7 protein-coding genes are annotated in these 16,868 nt (G+C 69.1%); 4 read left to right on the top strand and 3 right to left on the bottom strand.

Annotated elements, in window-relative coordinates; all coding sequences use genetic code 11:
• Window positions 1–100: 100 nt before the first annotated feature.
• Together yaaA and E1211_RS01735 are read right to left on the bottom strand one after the other, a co-directional pair.
• On the bottom strand, window positions 101–898 hold the full coding sequence (gene yaaA / locus E1211_RS01740; protein ID WP_132344646.1) for a peroxide stress protein YaaA: 798 nt from the start codon (window positions 896–898) through the stop codon (window positions 101–103).
• A gap of 10 nt (window positions 899–908) precedes the next feature.
• The gene (locus E1211_RS01735) at window positions 909–2,531 is read right to left on the bottom strand and encodes a hypothetical protein (RefSeq protein ID WP_132344644.1); all 1,623 of its coding nucleotides are present in this window, start codon (window positions 2,529–2,531) and stop codon (window positions 909–911) included.
• Between the two features lie 226 nt (window positions 2,532–2,757).
• On the opposite strand from E1211_RS01735, the gene E1211_RS01730 reads away from it, so the two are divergent.
• Window positions 2,758–3,744 (top strand): App1 family protein, encoded by a 987-nt coding sequence (locus E1211_RS01730; RefSeq protein ID WP_243709294.1) that lies wholly within the window; start codon window positions 2,758–2,760, stop codon window positions 3,742–3,744.
• Window positions 3,745–3,945: 201 nt separating this feature from the next.
• Here the strand turns inward: E1211_RS01730 and E1211_RS01725 are convergent, their stop codons facing one another.
• A complete protein-coding gene (locus E1211_RS01725; RefSeq protein ID WP_132344642.1) occupies window positions 3,946–8,622 on the bottom strand; it encodes a LamG-like jellyroll fold domain-containing protein in 4,677 nt (1,558 codons plus the stop codon).
• Between the two features lie 279 nt (window positions 8,623–8,901).
• On the opposite strand from E1211_RS01725, the gene E1211_RS01720 reads away from it, so the two are divergent.
• The 3 genes from E1211_RS01720 (at window position 8,902) to E1211_RS01710 (ending at window position 16,862) form a co-directional block, all read left to right on the top strand.
• On the top strand, window positions 8,902–15,351 hold the full coding sequence (locus tag E1211_RS01720) for an RHS repeat-associated core domain-containing protein (protein ID WP_243709288.1): 6,450 nt from the start codon (window positions 8,902–8,904) through the stop codon (window positions 15,349–15,351).
• A 53-nt stretch (window positions 15,352–15,404) separates the two neighbouring features.
• Window positions 15,405–15,656, top strand: a complete 252-nt coding sequence (locus E1211_RS01715; RefSeq protein ID WP_132344640.1) for a hypothetical protein — start codon at window positions 15,405–15,407, stop codon at window positions 15,654–15,656.
• Window positions 15,657–16,643: 987 nt separating this feature from the next.
• On the top strand, window positions 16,644–16,862 hold the full coding sequence (locus E1211_RS01710; RefSeq protein WP_132344637.1) for a GntR family transcriptional regulator: 219 nt from the start codon (window positions 16,644–16,646) through the stop codon (window positions 16,860–16,862).
• Window positions 16,863–16,868: the final 6 nt, after the last annotated feature.

Raw genomic sequence — 16,868 nt, 5'->3', positions numbered from 1 at the left:
ACGGAACCGATCCGCCCCAGCCTTGAGGAAATCTTGCGCACGCCCTGAAAGGTCGCCGGGAACGCCCGCAGCGGCTGCGGCGGAGTGTCCCGACGGTCTCCTACAGCTGGGTGACCACCAGGTCGACAGCCCGTGGCCGGCCGGCCGGCGTCGGCTGCTCCACCACGGTGTACTTCAGGTCCCGCAGCGCGCCGACCAGATCGTCGGCGGTCCGGGGCCGGGCGCCGGCGAGCAGCAGGTCGCGGACCAGCCGCCCCTTCGTCGCCTTGTTGAAGTGGCTCACCACGGAGCGGACCGGGACCCCGTCCACCTCGCGCTCGTGCAGCACCCGCACGGTCACCGTCCGCTCCGCGACCGCACCCCGCGCGGCCCAGGTCGCGGCGTACGCGCCGGAGCGCAGGTCGAGCACCGGGCGGTTCCCGGCCGCCTCGGCCATCACCGGCCCCAGCGCCCGCCGCCAGTACGCCCCCAACGCACCCGGGCCGGGCAGCTTCGCCCCGATGGGGCAGCGGTAGGGCGGGATCCGGTCGGTGAGGCGTACGGCGCCCCAGAGCCCGGAGCTGATCAGTATCGAGCGGCGGGCGGCCCGGGTGGCCTCCGGGGGGAGCGACGGGAGGTCCAGCGCCTCGTAGAGCACCCCGGTGTAGATCCGGGCGGCCGGCGCGGTGCGGGCCTGCGGCAGCCGTGCGTTGCGTCGCAGCTCGTGGTGCTGACCCTCGCTGAGCCCGAGCGCCGCCCGGGCCGCGGTCTCGTCCGGCCCGGCGCAGAGCGCGCCCAGCGCGGCGAGCACCTCCCCGCGGGCCGGGTTCAGCTCCGGCAGGGAGAGTGTGGCCAGGTCGAGCGGGCGGCCGGTACCGGTGTCGGCCTTCCCCTCAGAGGGCGGCAGCAGGATGAGCACCCGGTGGAATCTACCGCCAGGGCCGCAGCGGGGTCTCCGGGTGGTAGACGCGGTAGCGGCCGACGTCGCGTACCGGCGTGGTCTCGACCCGGTCGCCGAGCAGCCCCCGCAGGTGCCGTTCCACCGGCGAACCGGCCTCCACCACGTACCCCGGACGGTCCGCCCGACCCACCTGACGCCAGTACGGCAGGTACCGGTTCTGCCCGGGCATCAGGTTGTCGTCGAGCACCCCGCAGACCACCTTCTCATCGGTGTTGAAGACCAGCCGGTTGCAGATCCAGTAGCCCGCGTACACCTCGTGGGGACCGTCGGCGCGCAGGACGGCGGCGAGCTCCCGGGCCTGCCGCTCCTCCTCACGGGACGCGCCCAGACCGGTCGCGGCGAAGAGCACGGTGACCACCAGGCCGGCCGCCGCCAGCCCGGCCAGCACCCCGGTCGCCACCGCGCCGGTCAACCGGCCGAGCGCGCCCACCGTGCCCCGCCAGCAGGCCTCCGCCGCCAGCCAGAGCGGCCAGAGCACCGCCGGCAGGGAGAGCTGGAGCACCGACAGGTACCGGGCGTAGCCGAGCGGGTCGGTGGCCGAGAGGGGGCTGCGCACGTACGCCAGCAGGGTGAGCACCGCGCCGGCGACCAGCGCGAGGTGCGTGACCCACCGGATCCGCGCGGCGAGCGGTGCGCCGGCGGTGCGCCGGTACGCGATCAGCGCGAACGCCGCCGAGCCGACCAGCAGCAGCGGGTAGATCGCCCCGAACCACTGCTGCGACGGCGCGCAGCCGCCGATCGGGCAGAGGCCGCCGGCCAGCGGCACCCCCTGCAGCAGGCCGCCCTCCAGCCGCTGCGACCAGGGCGGCGACGGACCCTCCTTGGTGCTGATCTCCCGGAACACCGACAGCGAGTCCTGGCCGGGCGGGGCGACGGCGTTGTCCCAGATCATCGGGGCGACGCCGACCAGGAATCCGACCACCAGCAGCGCCCCGGCCCAGCCGAGGAGTTCCCGGCGCGCCGCGTAGACCAGCAGCAGCCCGACCACCGCCAGGTACGGCACGATCAGCCAGTCGGACCAGAGCGCCAGGCCGGCGAGGAGCCCGAAGAGCCCGACGGCCGACCGTCGTCGCCGGATGGTGCCGCCGGCCAACCCCACCGCGATCAGCAGCATCAGCAGCACCGCCGCCTTGACCTCGGGCCGGCCGCCCACCACCGTCAACTGGTCCCGGACGACCCGCTCCGGGCCGAGCGCCAGCAGGCCGACCACGAACGTGGCGAACCACGGGGAGCAGATCCGCCGGGTGAGTCGGTGGATCAGGTAGAGGAAGACCGCGTAGAGGACGAGCATCGGCAGCCGCAGCACCGGCCAGTTCGGCCCGGAGAGCGCGATCAGCGGTGCGGCCAGGTACGACTCGAGCATGCCCATGTAGCGCTGGCCGTAGAGGAAGACCGGATGCTCCCGCCCCTGCGCGATGTGCAGGGCGGCCAGGCCGAAGGTGGCCTCGTCGCTGTTCGACACCGGCACCGTGAGCAGCGTCAGGACCAGCCGGTAGCCGAACCCGGCCAGCCCGAGCAGCAGCGCGACCAGCGCCGGGCGGTCGAGCCGCCGGCGCCGCCGCCGGCGGTGCTGCTGCACAGGTTGCGACACGACCACGCCCCCGTCGTCGTCCCGACCGGAGTGTTTCACGTTCGCCGAGCCGGGCGAGGGCGATCCGGCAGACCGGTTCGGCTCGGTGAGCTCGGGCCCGGCCACGCGGGCGGCCGGACGGGAGATCGCCCGCGTGGCCGCCGCCGCGCTCGTGTGGCAGGGTGTCAGCGTGCCACCGACTCCCGCCGGCCAGTTGGCCGTTCCGCGTCTGCACCGGGCGGCGCGGATGGAGGACGCCGTCCACCAGTTCTTCGAGCGCCGCCTCCGGCGCACGGGCTGGCGGATCAACATCGTCGCGTACACCTGTTACGGCGCCCCCGGCTGGGTGCGGGTGATGTGCAGGGTGCTGATCGGCCGACCGGACACCCGGCAGCGGTCCCGGCTGGAGAAGGTCCGTGGCTGGCGCAGCTTCACCACCCTCCCGGCGAAGCACGTGACGGTCACCGTCGAGGCGGGGGGCGTGCGGCACGAGACGCAGACCGACCGCAGCGGGTTCATCGACACGGTGGTCGAGGCGGAGCTGCCCCCGGGCTGGGGCAGCGTACGGCTCAGCATGCCCGACGCCGAGCCGGTCGAGGCGCCCGTGCGCATCCTCGACCCGGCCGTGCGCTTCGGCATCCTCTCCGACATCGACGACACGGTCATGGTGACCACCCTGCCCCGGCCGCTGCTCGCCGCGTGGAACACGTTCGTGCTCGACGAGCACGCCCGGGCCGCCGTGCCCGGCATGGCGGTGCTCTACGAACGGCTGGTCACCGCCCACCCGGGCGCGCCCGTCTTCTACCTCTCCACCGGCGCGTGGAACGTCGCGCCGACGCTCACCCGGTTCCTCTCCCGGCACCTCTACCCGGCCGGCCCGCTGCTGCTCACCGACTGGGGGCCGACGGCCGACAGGTGGTTCCGCAGCGGCATGGAGCACAAGCGCAAGACCCTGGCCCGGCTGGCCCGCGAGTTCCCCGACGTGCGGTGGCTGCTCGTCGGCGACGACGGCCAGCACGACCAGGAGATCTACCGCGAGTTCGCGGCGGCCCACCCGGAGAACGTGGCCGGGGTGGCGATTCGCCGCCTCTCGCCCACCCAGGCGGTGCTCGCCGGTGGCCTGCCCGCCCCGGCGGAGCGCCCGCACGCGGAGGGGCCGGTGGGGCAGCGGTGGTTCTCCGCTCCCGACGGCGCCGGGCTCTGGAAGCTGCTCTGCGAGGCGGACCTGGTCTGACGGCCGGTGTTGATCGACTCGGCTTCTTGGATGTCGGGGCGTCCGCACGCTCCTGACACCCCGACATCCAGGGAATCGAGTCGATCAACGGCGCCGCTGCGAGAACGGGCCCTGCCCCGCGACGCGATCGCGCCGCAGGACAGGGCCCGGTTTGCTCGGGCGCCCCGACACGGATGACCGTGGCACGGCACCGTCAGCGCATCAGGAGATCTCCGTCCAACTCCCGAACGCTGCCCCGGCCGAAGGCTGGCCGACCGTGTAGACCCGGTTGTCGGTGGTGCGGGCCAACAGGGTGATGGCGCCGTTTCCACCGAGCACCGCGCTCGGGTCACTGGCGAACCCACTCGACGGCTGGCCGGCCCCCATGACGCCCCAGGTGCCGAAGCCGCCGCCGACGGCGGACTGCCCGGTGCCCCAGATCTTCCCGTCGGTGCCGCGCCCGTAGAGGACGATCCGGTCGGTGGTGCTGAGCAACGCGGTCGGACGACCGGTGAGCGCCGGCTGCCCGGTGCCCGCGACCGACCAGTTACCGAAGGCCGCGCCGGCCGACGGCTGTCCCGCCCCGTAGAGCTTGCCGTCCGCACCCGTGCCGTAGACCACGAGCGTGCCGTTGGCGCCGAGCAGCACGGCCGGGTCGCCGACGAACCCGTCGGAGGGACCACCCAGACCGATCCTCTGCCAGGGGCCGAACGCGGCGCCCGGCGACGGCTGTCCGACTCCGTGCATCTTCTTGTCGGTGCCGCGCGCGTAGATGACGAGCGCACCGTTGGCGGCCTTCGTGACGAACGGCTGTCCGGCAACGCCGGCCCCACCCACGCCGATGCGCCGCCAGGTGCCGAACACGCCACCCACGCTGGCCTGGTTGGTGCCCCAGACCCAGCCGTCCGCGCCCCGGGCGTAGATCGCGATGGTGTTGTTGCTGGTCAGCACGGCGCGGGGGTCGCTGGCGAAGCCTGCGGCGGGCTGCCCGGTGCCGACCGCACCCCAGTTCGTGAAGGCCGCCCCCACCGAGGGCTGCCCGACTCCGTACATCTGGTTGTCGATGCCTCTGGCGTAGACGACGATCGTGCCGTTGGCTCCCTTCAACGCCGTGGGGCTGCCGATGAAGCCGCCGCGGTTGCCGATGCGCTTCCACACGCCGAAAGTGCCGCCGACGGTGACCTGGCCGCTGCCCCAGATCCAGCCGTCACCGCCGCGCCGGTAGGCCAGCACGGTGCCGTTGGACGCGGTGACGCCCGTGACGTCGCCGCTGGCCGCCGTGTCCGCGTCGATCGTCCAGACCCGGTTCCAGGTCTGGACGTTCGAGAGCTCACCCGCGAACCAGCCGCCCCAGGTGCTCGCTCCGGTCTTGTGGCCGCCCATCCGGAAGCCGCCCGCGGCGCTGAACACAGCGGGATGGCTCACCCTTCCGGCGTTGACGCCGCTGACGTAGAGCGTCATCGTTCCGGTCGCCTTGGTGAAGCTGACCATCACGTGCGTCCAGACGCCGACCTGCGCGGTGCCGGGAGCGCTCGCCGCGGTGTCGAGGACGGGGCTCGCCACATCGGTACGGGCCATGGTGAACCGCCAGGACCTGTCGGCGGCGTTGGTCCAGAGCCGGAAGCCGGCGGTTGTGGTGCCGCTCTGGGAGAGCACGGTGCCGCCGAGGGCCGTCGGCCTGACCCAGGCGGCGACGGTGAAGTCGGCGGTGGTGTTCACCGCGGCGGTGCTGGTGGTCAGCGCGCCGTTGGTGCCGTCGAAGAGCACGTCGGGGTCGAACGTCCCACCGGTGCTCCACTGCACACCACCCGTGCCGGTCGCGTGCAAAGTGCCCGCCACGTCCGACGCGTTGGTCGCCGGGCCCGTCGTGCCGTCGTCGAGCAGCCAGTTGTGGTCGGAGGTGACCAGCGTCTGGGGCTGCTGGGCGGTGATCGTTCCGGTGCCGGCCGCCAGGTCGCCGACGTGCCAGGCGCGCGTCACGCCGCCGGCGCCGACGGTCCAGAGGTCGGCCGTGCCGTCACTGTTGATGTCGGCCGCTTGGAGCTTGAGGTCGGCACCCGGGTTCCAGCTGGTGGAGAGCTGGTAAGGGGTGTAAGTGAACGCGTCGTTGTCCCTGTTGTAGCCGAGGTCGGTCCAGAGGTGCAGGGCGCCGGTGGTGCGGTTCCAGAGGAACATGGCGGTGCCGGTGGACATCTGGGCGGTGGCGAGCGTCCATTGGTCCCAGGCGTCGTCCCCGGCCGGGGTCGGCACCGGAATGTGTGTGGGGTTGAAGTAGACGCCGGGCGCTCCGAGGGCCTCGTAGTAGGTCAGGTGATAGCCCGTGGTGGGGTCGCCGCTAATGCCGATGAGGTCGGGGCAGGGCAGTCCTGCACGACGGGTGTCCCCGGCATTGGTCAGCTGGAGCGGAGCGTTGCCGTCCGTATCCTTGAGCAGATCAGCCATCAGCGGTGATTGGTTACCGTCGATCCTGGACTGGATGACGCTGCCGTCGCCGTTGGCACGGAGCACGGCGCCGCCCCCGGCGTTGCTCCCCGTGGGGTAGTAGGCGAGCACGTCCTGCAGACCGGTGCAGGTGAAGTGACCGCTGAGGACCTGCGCGCCGTCGAAGGCGGCGGGGGTGTTGCTGAGCGCTCCGGTGCCCTGCGCGCCGATGTTCGTGCCGGCCACGGCGGCGTGCTCATTGCCCCCCGGTAGGAGCCACAGCCCCGGCGGGAGTCCGTAGGTGCCGCCGACGGTCAGCAGGTCCGGGGCGTCGTCGCCGTTGAGGTCGGCGTCGGCCGCCATGGCGGCGGGCTGGGAGTTGAAGACGAGACGCGCGCTGTCGCCGATGTTCCCGCCGCTGGAGACGCTGGTAACGGTCAGCGTGTTGGTGAACCGGGTGGGTACGACGGTGATGGTGGCCGCGCCGTCCGCGGCGTTCACCTCGACCGGCGGGCCGGCGTTGAGCTGGTAGGTGTAGCCGTCGGGTTTGGTGGCATTGCCGAGGTTCACGGCGGGGGTCACGTCGATGGTGAAGGGCTCGCCGATGGTGGTCGTGAGATCGGGCACCTCGCGCATCGAGGGTGCCCCGGGGCGGGTCGGGTCGAATTCGAAGGTGCAGGTCGCCGACGGCGCGCTGGGCGTGCGGAAGTCGGTTGCCTGGACTGTCCACGAAAAACTGGTGACAGCTCCGCCAGCCGCAGTCCTGAGCTTGCCGACATCGACGACGAGGACTGCCGTGCTGCCCGACGGGTAGGTGAGCAGGTTCGGGTTGGAGGAGGCGATGGCGGTCTTGCTGGCATCGCTGGTCTTCCAGAGCTTGAAGGTGACGCCGAGGGTGCCACCGTTGCGGTCGGATACGGGGGCGTAGAGCGAGACCGGGCCGTCGCCGACCGTGGTGCCGCCGGTGCAGACGGTCCTCGGCGAGGTCGTCATACCGGTCGGGGTGTTCGGCTTGTGGTTGTAGCGGATGGTCAGCGTGGGGCTGGTCTCGAGGAACTCTTTCCAGCTCTGGGTGTCGCTGGCCTCGTTGGCCGCCACCATCCAGAGGGTGCGCGTTGCCTTCTTCGCGGTGACGTCCGCCGCGATCTGGTCGGTGATGTCGAAGGAGACGGCGGCGGCGTCGCAGCCGCTGTAGCCGTAGGCGAAGCTCTTCGAGGCGATCGCGCTGCCCTTGCTGACGCCTTCCCAGTAGTTCCAGGTGGCGTTCGACGCGGACAGGGTGGTGCTGGGGCCGTAGATGTGGACGGTCTTGCCGGTGCAGGACCACGACCACGTGTTGGTGATCTTGAAGATGGCGTCGTAGATCTCGGCGCCGGCCAGCGTGCCGTAGGGCACCGGGAAGTTGATCAGCGTGTTGGAGCGTTGCTCGCCCGAGTTGCCGACCTGCATCCGGCCCTGCGGGTCCGGGGTGTTCTTCCAGTAGTTCGTCGACTGGTGCTGGTAGGAGATGCTCGCCCAGCCGGACATCTTCTGCCCGACCGGCGTCCAGGTGAAGGTCGGATCGATGAAGACCGGAAACGCGGTCTTCGGGTCGGTGAGCAGGTCGCGGTCCGGGGTCAGGCGGAGCTTTCCGGGGCTGAGCTTGACGGCGATGGGTGCGGTCCGGGCCGCCCGGCCCGGCGCCACCGCCGTGGACGAGGCACCCCGCGCGGCCGGCGCGGCCGCGGCGGTGGAGTCCCACATGATCGGGGCGGGGGCGGTCAACACCATCTGGTTCCGGCGATCGCGGCCGACGATGTTGCCGGCCGGGTCGGCGGCGAGCGTGACCCCCTCGCCGGTCGTGCTCAGGTCGAGGGTGGCGAGCTTCGGGTTGGCGGCGGCGGCGCGGTTCTTGACGACGAAGACGTGCGAGAAGGCGCCCTCGCTCGTGACCCGGACGGTGAGGTCGACGCCGGGGAGCACCTCCGCGTAGGTGGCCGTGGGTCCGGACAGCGCCGGCGCGGGCAGCGTCAGCGGCGCGGAGAGGGTGAGCGTCCGGTCGCCGCTGACCAGCTTCGCCAACGGCCCGCTGCCACCGGGTGACAGGTGGACCTGGTTGGTGGTCACCTTCGCGCTGATGCCGCCGTCGCGGTTGCGGACGAGGGTCGGGTCCAGGTCCTTCCACTGGCCGTCGACGCGGGTACGCGTCGGCACGGCCGACTGGGTCAACTCCATCGTGCCGTCCGGCCGGGCGGTGACCACCGACGTCGACGTGCCCGCCGCCGTCGCCTCCACCGGCTTGCCCGTCCGTCGGGCCTCGGTCATGGCCTGATCCACGGTGAGCGGCCCGGCGGTGACCTTGGGCGTCGTGGGTGCGGCGGCGGCCGCCGGGGGGCTGGGCAGAGCGGCGGTCGCCGTCGCCAGGAGGAGGGCGGCCGCGACGCCGGTCGCGGTGGCTCGCCTTCTTCTGGTGAACAGCGGTGGGCTGTTTTCGCGCATGGGGTGGCATCTCCCGTGTCGGTCCGCGCTGGACGGTCGTTCCAGTGCGCTGAGCGGCCACAGTGAAACAGCCGATTCGGCAGACCGGCACGACATGTGTCACATCACGCTGCCCCTTTCGCGCAGCCTGAGCCCCATTTGGTCCACACCGGCCCAGCTGATCGTTAACTTCTCGTGATCTTCTGAGGCGATCAACGTGAAAGATTGTTTCGCGCCACGGGGGTGCGCGTCCTGTCACCCTGCGTGGTTCTCCTGGTATCTCGCAGAGGTGAGGTTCGGATGGTCGGGCAACACGGGGGCCTGCGCCTGTGGGGGCGTCCCACGCGAATGGTCGCGGTGGTGGCGGCGGCGTCGCTCATGGCGGGTTTGCTGTCGGGTACGCCGGCGTCGGCGAAGCCCAAGGACGACGGGTTGGCGAAGCCGCCGGCGGTCTCGCCCGGGCCCTCCGTGAAGGGCGTGAAGCCCCTCCCGACGAAGTTCGTGACGCCGAAGGACGACGCGGCGACGACGTACAAGCCGACCCGTACGGCGTGGCCGAAGGCCGCGTCCGCCCAGCTCGACCTGACCTCCCCGGCCGCATCGTCGGCCGCCCGCTCGGTGGCGCCGGCGAAGGTCCGGGCGGCGGACACGCCGATCTGGGCCCAGCCCGTGCTGAAGGACGGCCGGTACGCGGGCCCGCAGCGGGTCGACGTCCGGGTCGCCGACCGGGCCGCGGCCGAGGCGGCCGGGGTGGACGGCGTGCTGCTCTCGGTCACTCCGGACGTGGCGTCGGGCGCGGTGCGCGTCGGTGTGGACTACGCCCAGTTCGCGGAGGCGTTCGGCGGCAACTACGGCTCCCGGCTGCGGCTGGTGACGTTGCCGGCGTGCGCGCTGACCACCCCGAAGGTGGAGAGTTGCCGGACGGCCACCCCGTTGCCGTCATCCAACGACCTCGCGGCGCAGACGGTCTCCGCCGAGGTGCCGCTCGCCACCGGCGGCGCAGAGTCCCGCGTGGCCGGCACTACCGTGCTCGCGGCGGTCGCCTCGGCGGGGGAGGAGGGTGGCAAGGGGGGAACCTACGCCGCCACCGACCTGAAGCCCTCCGGATCCTGGACCGCCGGTGGGAGCACGGGCTCCTTCACCTACTCGTACCCCATCACCGTGCCGCCCGCCGCGTCCGGCCTGGTGCCGACGGTGGCGCTCTCCTACGACTCGGGCAGCGTGGACGGGCAGACCGTCTCCACCAACGCGCAGGCGTCCTGGGTGGGCGACGGCTGGTCGACCCCGCGGTCGTACGTCGAGCAGACCTTCGCGTCGTGCCAGGACGACCCGGGTGGCAAGCCCTCACCGGTGGAGACCTACGACCGGTGCTACGACGGGCCGATCCTCACCCTGTCGCTGAACGGCTCCTCGACCGCGCTCGTGTGGGACGCGACGAAGAAGGTGTGGAAGCCGGAGTCGGACAACGGCGAGGTCATCACGCACGTCGAGAACTCGGGCAACGGCTCCGGTACCTACAACACGGACTACTGGCGGGTGACGCTGCGCGACGGCACCACCTACGAGTTCGGCCGTAACCGGCTGCCGGGGTGGACGTCGACCAAGGCGGAGACGAAGTCGGTCGACCACACGCCGGTCTACTCGCCGCACTCCGGTGACCCCTGCTTCGACTCGGCCGGCTTCTCCTCGTCGGTCTGCACCATGGCGTACCGGTGGAACCTGGACTACGTCACCGACACGCACGGCAACGCGATGGCGTACTACTACGAGCAGGACACGAACTACTACGGGCGGAACAAGGGCGCCAGCGACGTCTCCTACATCCGCGACAGCCACCTGGCCCGGATCGACTACGGGTTCACCGACGGCAACGCATACGGCACCGTCCCGAACCGGATCGTGTTCAAGACCGGCGACCGCTGCCTCTCCGGGACCTGCCAGCCGCTGAACTCGTCGACGAAGGCGAACTGGCCGGACGTGCCGTTCGACCTGGTCTGCAACGCGGGCACCGACTGCGACAGCTGGGGCCCGTCGTTCTTCTCGACGGTCCGGCTGACGTCGATCGAGGCGCAGCAGTACAACACCGCCACCTCGCAGCATGAGAAGGTCGACTCGTACGCCTTCACCCACACGATGCCCGCCACCGGGGACGGCACCTCTCCGACCCTGTGGCTGAGCTCGATCACGCGCACGGGGCACGACCTCAGCGCTGGCGGCTCCACCAGCGCGATCTCGCTGCCCTCGGTCTCCTTCGTCGGTGTGAAGCTGGCCAACCGGGTGGACGTGACGGGTGGTCTGCCGAACTTCTACCGGCAGCGCATCTCGGCGATCACCACCGAGAGCGGCTCGGTGATCTCTCCCAGCTACGAGCTGCCCAACCCGTGCACCGCACCGGTGACCGTCTCCCCAGCGTCGAACACCAAGTCCTGCTACCCGGTGTACTGGACCCCGGACGGCTTCACCGAGCAGACCCGTGACTGGTTCAACAAGTACGCCGTCACCCAGGTCGTCTCCACCGACCCGACCGGTGGGGCGCCCGCGCTGAAGACCAGCTACAAGTACCTCGACGGTGCGGCCTGGCACTTCGACGACAACGAGGTGGTCAAGGCCAAGTACCGGACCTACGGCCAGTTCCGCGGCTACGCGAAGGTGCAGACCTTCAACGGCGACGGCGTCAACGATCGGCGCACGCAGTCCGAGGCCACCTACTACCGCGGCATGAGCAAGAACAACAACACCACCGTGGTCAACCTGACCGACTCCGCCGGTGGCACCCATGAGGACGTCAACGAGCTCGCCGGTAAGGAGCTGGAGAGCACCCAGTATCTCGGTGAGGGCGGCCGGGTCGACTCCTCCACCATCAACTCCTACTGGGTCTCCGGCGCCACCGCGACGCGGGCACGCACCGGCCTGCCGGCGCTGACCGCGCAGTGGGTCGCACCGATCAAGACGTACAGCCGGCAGGCCGTCACCAGCGGCGGCTCGACCACCTGGCGGTACACGGGTAGCGACAACAGCTACGACGCCGACACCACCAGCCCCACCTTCGGCGAGCTGAAGCACACCTACACCTACTCGGTCCCGACCAACGCCGCCTACGACCAGTGCACCAGCTACACCTACGCACCGGTCAACGCCGGCAAGAACCTGGCCGGCCTGGTCAGCCAGACCGAGACGGTCTCCGTCGCCTGCGGCGGTTTCACCCAGGGCAGCCCCGCGTCGGAGCCGGGTGGCGCCAACACGCTGACCGCGCCGGCGACTGTCGACCGGCCCGCTCAGGTGGTGAAGGCGGAGCGGACCTTCTACGACGACACCAGCTTCGCCACCACCTTCCCCCAGCCGAAGGCCCCGACCAAGGGTGACGTCACCCTGACCCAGGTCGCCAAGGACTGGGCCTCGAACGCCTACGCCTGGCAGACCGCCGGGCGGACCGCCTACGACTCGTACGGCCGGATCACCGAGTCGTACGACGCCAAGGGCAACAAGACCTCGACCGCCTACACGATGAACAGCGTCGGACTGGTCACCGGCACGTCGACGACGAACGCGTTGAACCAGACCGCGTCCAGCACGGTCAACCCGAGGCGCGGCAGCACGCTGACCGCCACCGACCCGAACGCGGTCGTGGCGCGCCAGCAGTACGACGCGCTCGGCCGCAACACGGCGGTGTGGTTGAACAACCGGGCGACGAGCAGCCTCGCGAACCTGAAGTTCGCCTACACCGTCTCGAAGACCGGTGTCACCGCGGTCACCAGCCAGAAGCTGACCAACTCGAACGCCTACATCACGTCGGTGAGCTTGTACGACGCCCTGCTGCGGACGCGGCAGACGCAGACGGCGGTGCCGAACGGCGGCCGGATGATCACCGACACGTTCTACGACAGCCGAGGTTGGGCGCGGGCGTCGTACAACGGCTGGTGGGACGACGCCGCCGACCCGGCGGTGAGCACCCCGGTCTCGGCGGCGGAGCTGAAGAAGCAGGTGCCCAACCAGACGTTCACCACCTACGACGGCCTCGGCCGAGCGGTGATCGTCCAGGCGGCGAAGAACGGCGTCACCGTCTCCACGACCACGACCGTCCACGCCGGTGACCGCACCACCGTCGTGCCACCGGAGGGCGGCGTCGTCAAGGCCGCTCTCACCGATCCGCTGGGACGGCAATCGGAGCTGCACGAATACACCGCTCGTCCCACGGTGACCACTCCGGCCGACACCTTCACCGGCACCTTCACTGCCACCGGCGGCACGGCGACCGTGAGCAAGTACGGCTACGACAGCCACGGCAACCAGTCGACGCTGACCGACGCCAAGAACAACGTCTGGACCTCGACCTACAACCTGCTCGGCCAGGTGGTGGCGAAGTCCGACCCGGACGCCGGTAACAGCTCGATGCGCTACGACGCCAACGGCAACCTCGTCGAAACGACCGACAGCCGGGGCAAGACCCTCTCCTACACCTACGACGCGCTGGACCGGAAGACCGCAGAGTTCGCCGCCACGGTGGCGAACCAGGCCGCAGCGAACCAGCGCGCGGCGTGGGTGTACGACAACAGCAACGCCGTCGCGGGGGTGACCAGGGCGATCGGCAAGCTGACCACCACCATCGCCTACCGCGGTGGGCAGGCGTACACCAGCCAGCAGAAGGCGTTCGACGTCTTCGGCAACAGCCTCGGGACGACGGTTACCATCCCTGACGCCGAGGGTGCATTGGCCGGCTCCTACGCCTTCGGCCACACGTACACCTCGGTCCTGGGCCTGCCGTTGACGGACACGTACCCGGCGAAGGGTGGCCTCCCGTCGGAGACGGTGGTCCACGGCTACAACGAGTTCGACATGCCGGAGCGTCTTGTTGGGCTCAACAGCTACACCACCGATGTCAGCTACGACGCCTGGGGCCGGGTCGACCAGCAATCCCTGGGTATCTCGACGAGCGCTGCCTACGTCACCAATACCTACGATCCGCACACCGGTCGGCTCACCAACCAGCTCGTCACCCGGAACAAGACAACCCCGTCGACGGTAGACGAGCAGGAGTACAAGTACGACCTGGCCGGCAACATCACCCGGAAGATCAGCAAGCGGAACGGTGCCAGCACCCCCGCCGAAACCCAGTGCTACGGCTACGACGGTCTCGCCCGCCTTACCGAGGCCTGGACCGCCACCGACGACTGTGCGGTCACGCCCACCGTCAGCAGCAAGAGCATGGTCGGCAACAGCATCGGTGGTGGCAGCGCCTACTGGACGAGCTGGAGCATCGACGTCATCGGCAACCGCACCAAGCAGGTCGACCACGGCGTCGGTACCGCCGGTGACACCACCACCACCTACACCTATGACGGGAACGGTCAGAACAAGCCGCACACCCTGACCTCCACCACGACCACCGGGGCGGCCACCGGCACCGGCAGCTACACCTACGACGCCGCCGGCAACACCACGGGTCGCAACGCCGCCCAGGGCAACCAGACCCTCACCTGGGACGACGCCGGCAAGCTCACCAAGGTCACCGGTGGCACCAGCGGCGACAACACCTTCATCTATGACGCCGACGGCAACCTGATGCTCCAAAAGGAGCCCGGCAAGAACACGCTTTACCTGCCGGGGCAGCAGCACATCCTCAACACCGCCACCGGCGTCGTCAGCGGCAACCGCTACTACGACCTGCCCGGTGGCGGCACCTGCGTCCGCTCCGGCAGTGGTACGGCGTACACCTTCGTGGTCACCGACCACCAGGGCACGCCGTCGCTCTACCTCGACAACACCGCCCAGAACCCGACGTGGCGGCAGTACACCCCGTACGGCGGACCGCGCGGCGCCGCCGTCACCGCACCCGATAACCGCGGCTTCCTCAACAAGCCGATGAGCCCCACCGGGCTGACTATCGTGGGTGCGCGCGCCTACGACCCGGCAGCCGGCCGCTTCATCTCGGTCGACCCCCTGCAAGATGCTGGCGACCCTCAGCAGTGGAACGGCTACGCCTACGCCGACAACACGCCGGTCAGTTCGAGCGATCCCACCGGATTGATCCCGGACGACTGTGCGCACTTCGACTGCTACGGCTACAACCCGTCGACGGGCTGCCCGCACGGTTGTGGATCGACCGACAACGTCTCGTGGGGGCAGGAGAACCACAAGACCAGCACGAAGCCTAAGCCGGGAAAGTATGTACCGCCAGTTGACCGGCGTCGACCGGGTGGTGGTGGCAAGGGTGGCCCGACCAAGCCGAATAATCCTTGCGCTGGTGCCCCAGGTTCCGAGCGCTGCAGGGCTGCTGTGGGATCGATGTTTGGCGCTATGCCGAACTATCTGCGGTCCGACGACCCGAACGAATTCTGGAACACTGCCGGGTGTGGCACTTCGCTGCAATGGCTTCTCTGTAAGGAGTACGTCGACAGTCATATGTTTATCGACGTTGGCGGCTGTTATATGATTGTGTGCGTTGAGGCAGAATGGACCAACAATGAATGGCACTTCAGTGGCTCCGGTACCTTCAATAAGTCTCTGACTGAGTTGAAGGATTGGCGTTCTCTTTTGAAGGGTGGTGGGGCCGCACAATATGCCGTTATCGGATGGTCTACCGCCACGCGGGCGGAAAAGGGAACTAACGTGACGACGAAGGTGTGTGGTGGAAGCGGGCCAGGCGGCTGCTATGGGCATGGGACGACTACGTCCGGGAAGTCGTGGAATTCATACGGAGTCGGGATTTCTGGCGGCGTCATGCTCTCCTTCCTTTTCGATCTCGGACTATGAGTTTGGTGCCAAATGCGCCGCCGGTCCGGGATTCTGAAAGGCTTGATGACTAAGTGTCTGTTGGTCTTGCGAAGTTTCTTAATGTGTTCGGTGTGATCGTCGCGGCTGTCTGCTTCGCTCCTGTGTTTCGACCAATTATCGCGGAACGGGTCTTACGCAAGTCTGATCCAAAGGACCGGGTGTCGGTTGAGCGTGCTGTGAAGATTTTGTTCTGGACCGGCCTGGGCCTGCTTCTGGCTAGCCTGTCCTGGCAGGCCGTCAAGGTGATGCAGCTGCTAATTTGGTCTATGTCGGTGGGCGAGTGAGGCGGAGCGCTGGGCGGCTGGGGAGGCTCGCGGCTGCCCTGGAAAAGGGGGCGGGTGGCCCTGTGCTTATGGTGGTGGGATTACTCTTCGCCATCATCGGGGTCGCTGGGTACCTGCACACAGTCCAGACTGAGCGGGTTGCAAATACCCAGGGGCGGACGGTCATGGGCCGGGTGGTCTCTGTCACCGAACTTCAACTCGGTGGTCAGAGTGTGGCAATCCGATTCGCTGATAGTGACGGGGTGGAGCGCGTCGCTGTCATAGGACCGCTAGACGAGAACACTGCTGGGCGCCGCTTCGAAGTGGGGGATGGCGTTGAGTTGAGAGCGGTCCCTGGCGGGACAAATGGCGTACGCCTAATGTCGACAAAAGAAACGCGGAACGGCTGGCGGAACAGTGTTGTTATCGGTCTCGTCGAATTTGTCTTAGGCTTGCTGCTCTGGCTGAGGTTCAAGTCTTTGAGTAGGGAAATGAGTAGTTAGCGATTGTCTGCCCCGCCACTGGTGCCCGCTGCTGGGTGGGTGGGGATGCTTTCCTACGCCTTCTGCAACATGACGGACGCGACGTCCGCCACGACCGCCAAGGACCAGTCAAGCTGACGACAGGTGTTACGGCCCTGGCATTGCAGGCATCCACCTACCCGCCATGGATGGTCGAGCGCCCGAGTCCAATGAGCCTCCAATGTCCTCATAGCGGCGAACACTTCAGCTGCCCTGCTCACCGGCTCATCGATCGGCACGGCTGGGACCCTCTCCGGGATGACGATTGGGGCCCACCTGGGAGGCAGGGTCCATGCGTCGTGCTCCCCAGGTGGGTGTGCCGCCGGAACCCGGGAGTTTGCCGAAACCAGGGAACCGACTGAAGAGAACCTATTCCAACTTGTAGGAGCAGGTCAAGTGCTACCTGCCATAACTAGAAACTTGCTGGAACAGGTTCTCCGTGATCAGATTGGCCTGCCGAAGCCAGGGAACCGACGGAGATCGACTCATGCCGACCGAGAAGGTTGACTACCGGCGCATCGCCAACGAGATCGCGGAGAAGATCAAGTCTGGGGAGCTGGCGCCTGGCGTCAAGTTGCCGTCCACCCGCGAGCTGGCCGAGCAGTACGCCGTCCACATCTCCACGATCAACCGAGTCATGACGATCCTGAAGGACCGAGAGTTGGTCGTGGGACATCCCGGTAAGGGTGTCTACGTGGCGGAGTGACACCGC

It is taken from the genome of Micromonospora sp. 15K316 (genome assembly GCF_004348525.1).
GTDB lineage: Bacteria > Actinomycetota > Actinomycetes > Mycobacteriales > Micromonosporaceae > Micromonospora.
The sequence above is the reverse complement of the archived record's forward strand: the minus strand, read 5'-3'. Positions and strand labels throughout refer to the sequence as shown.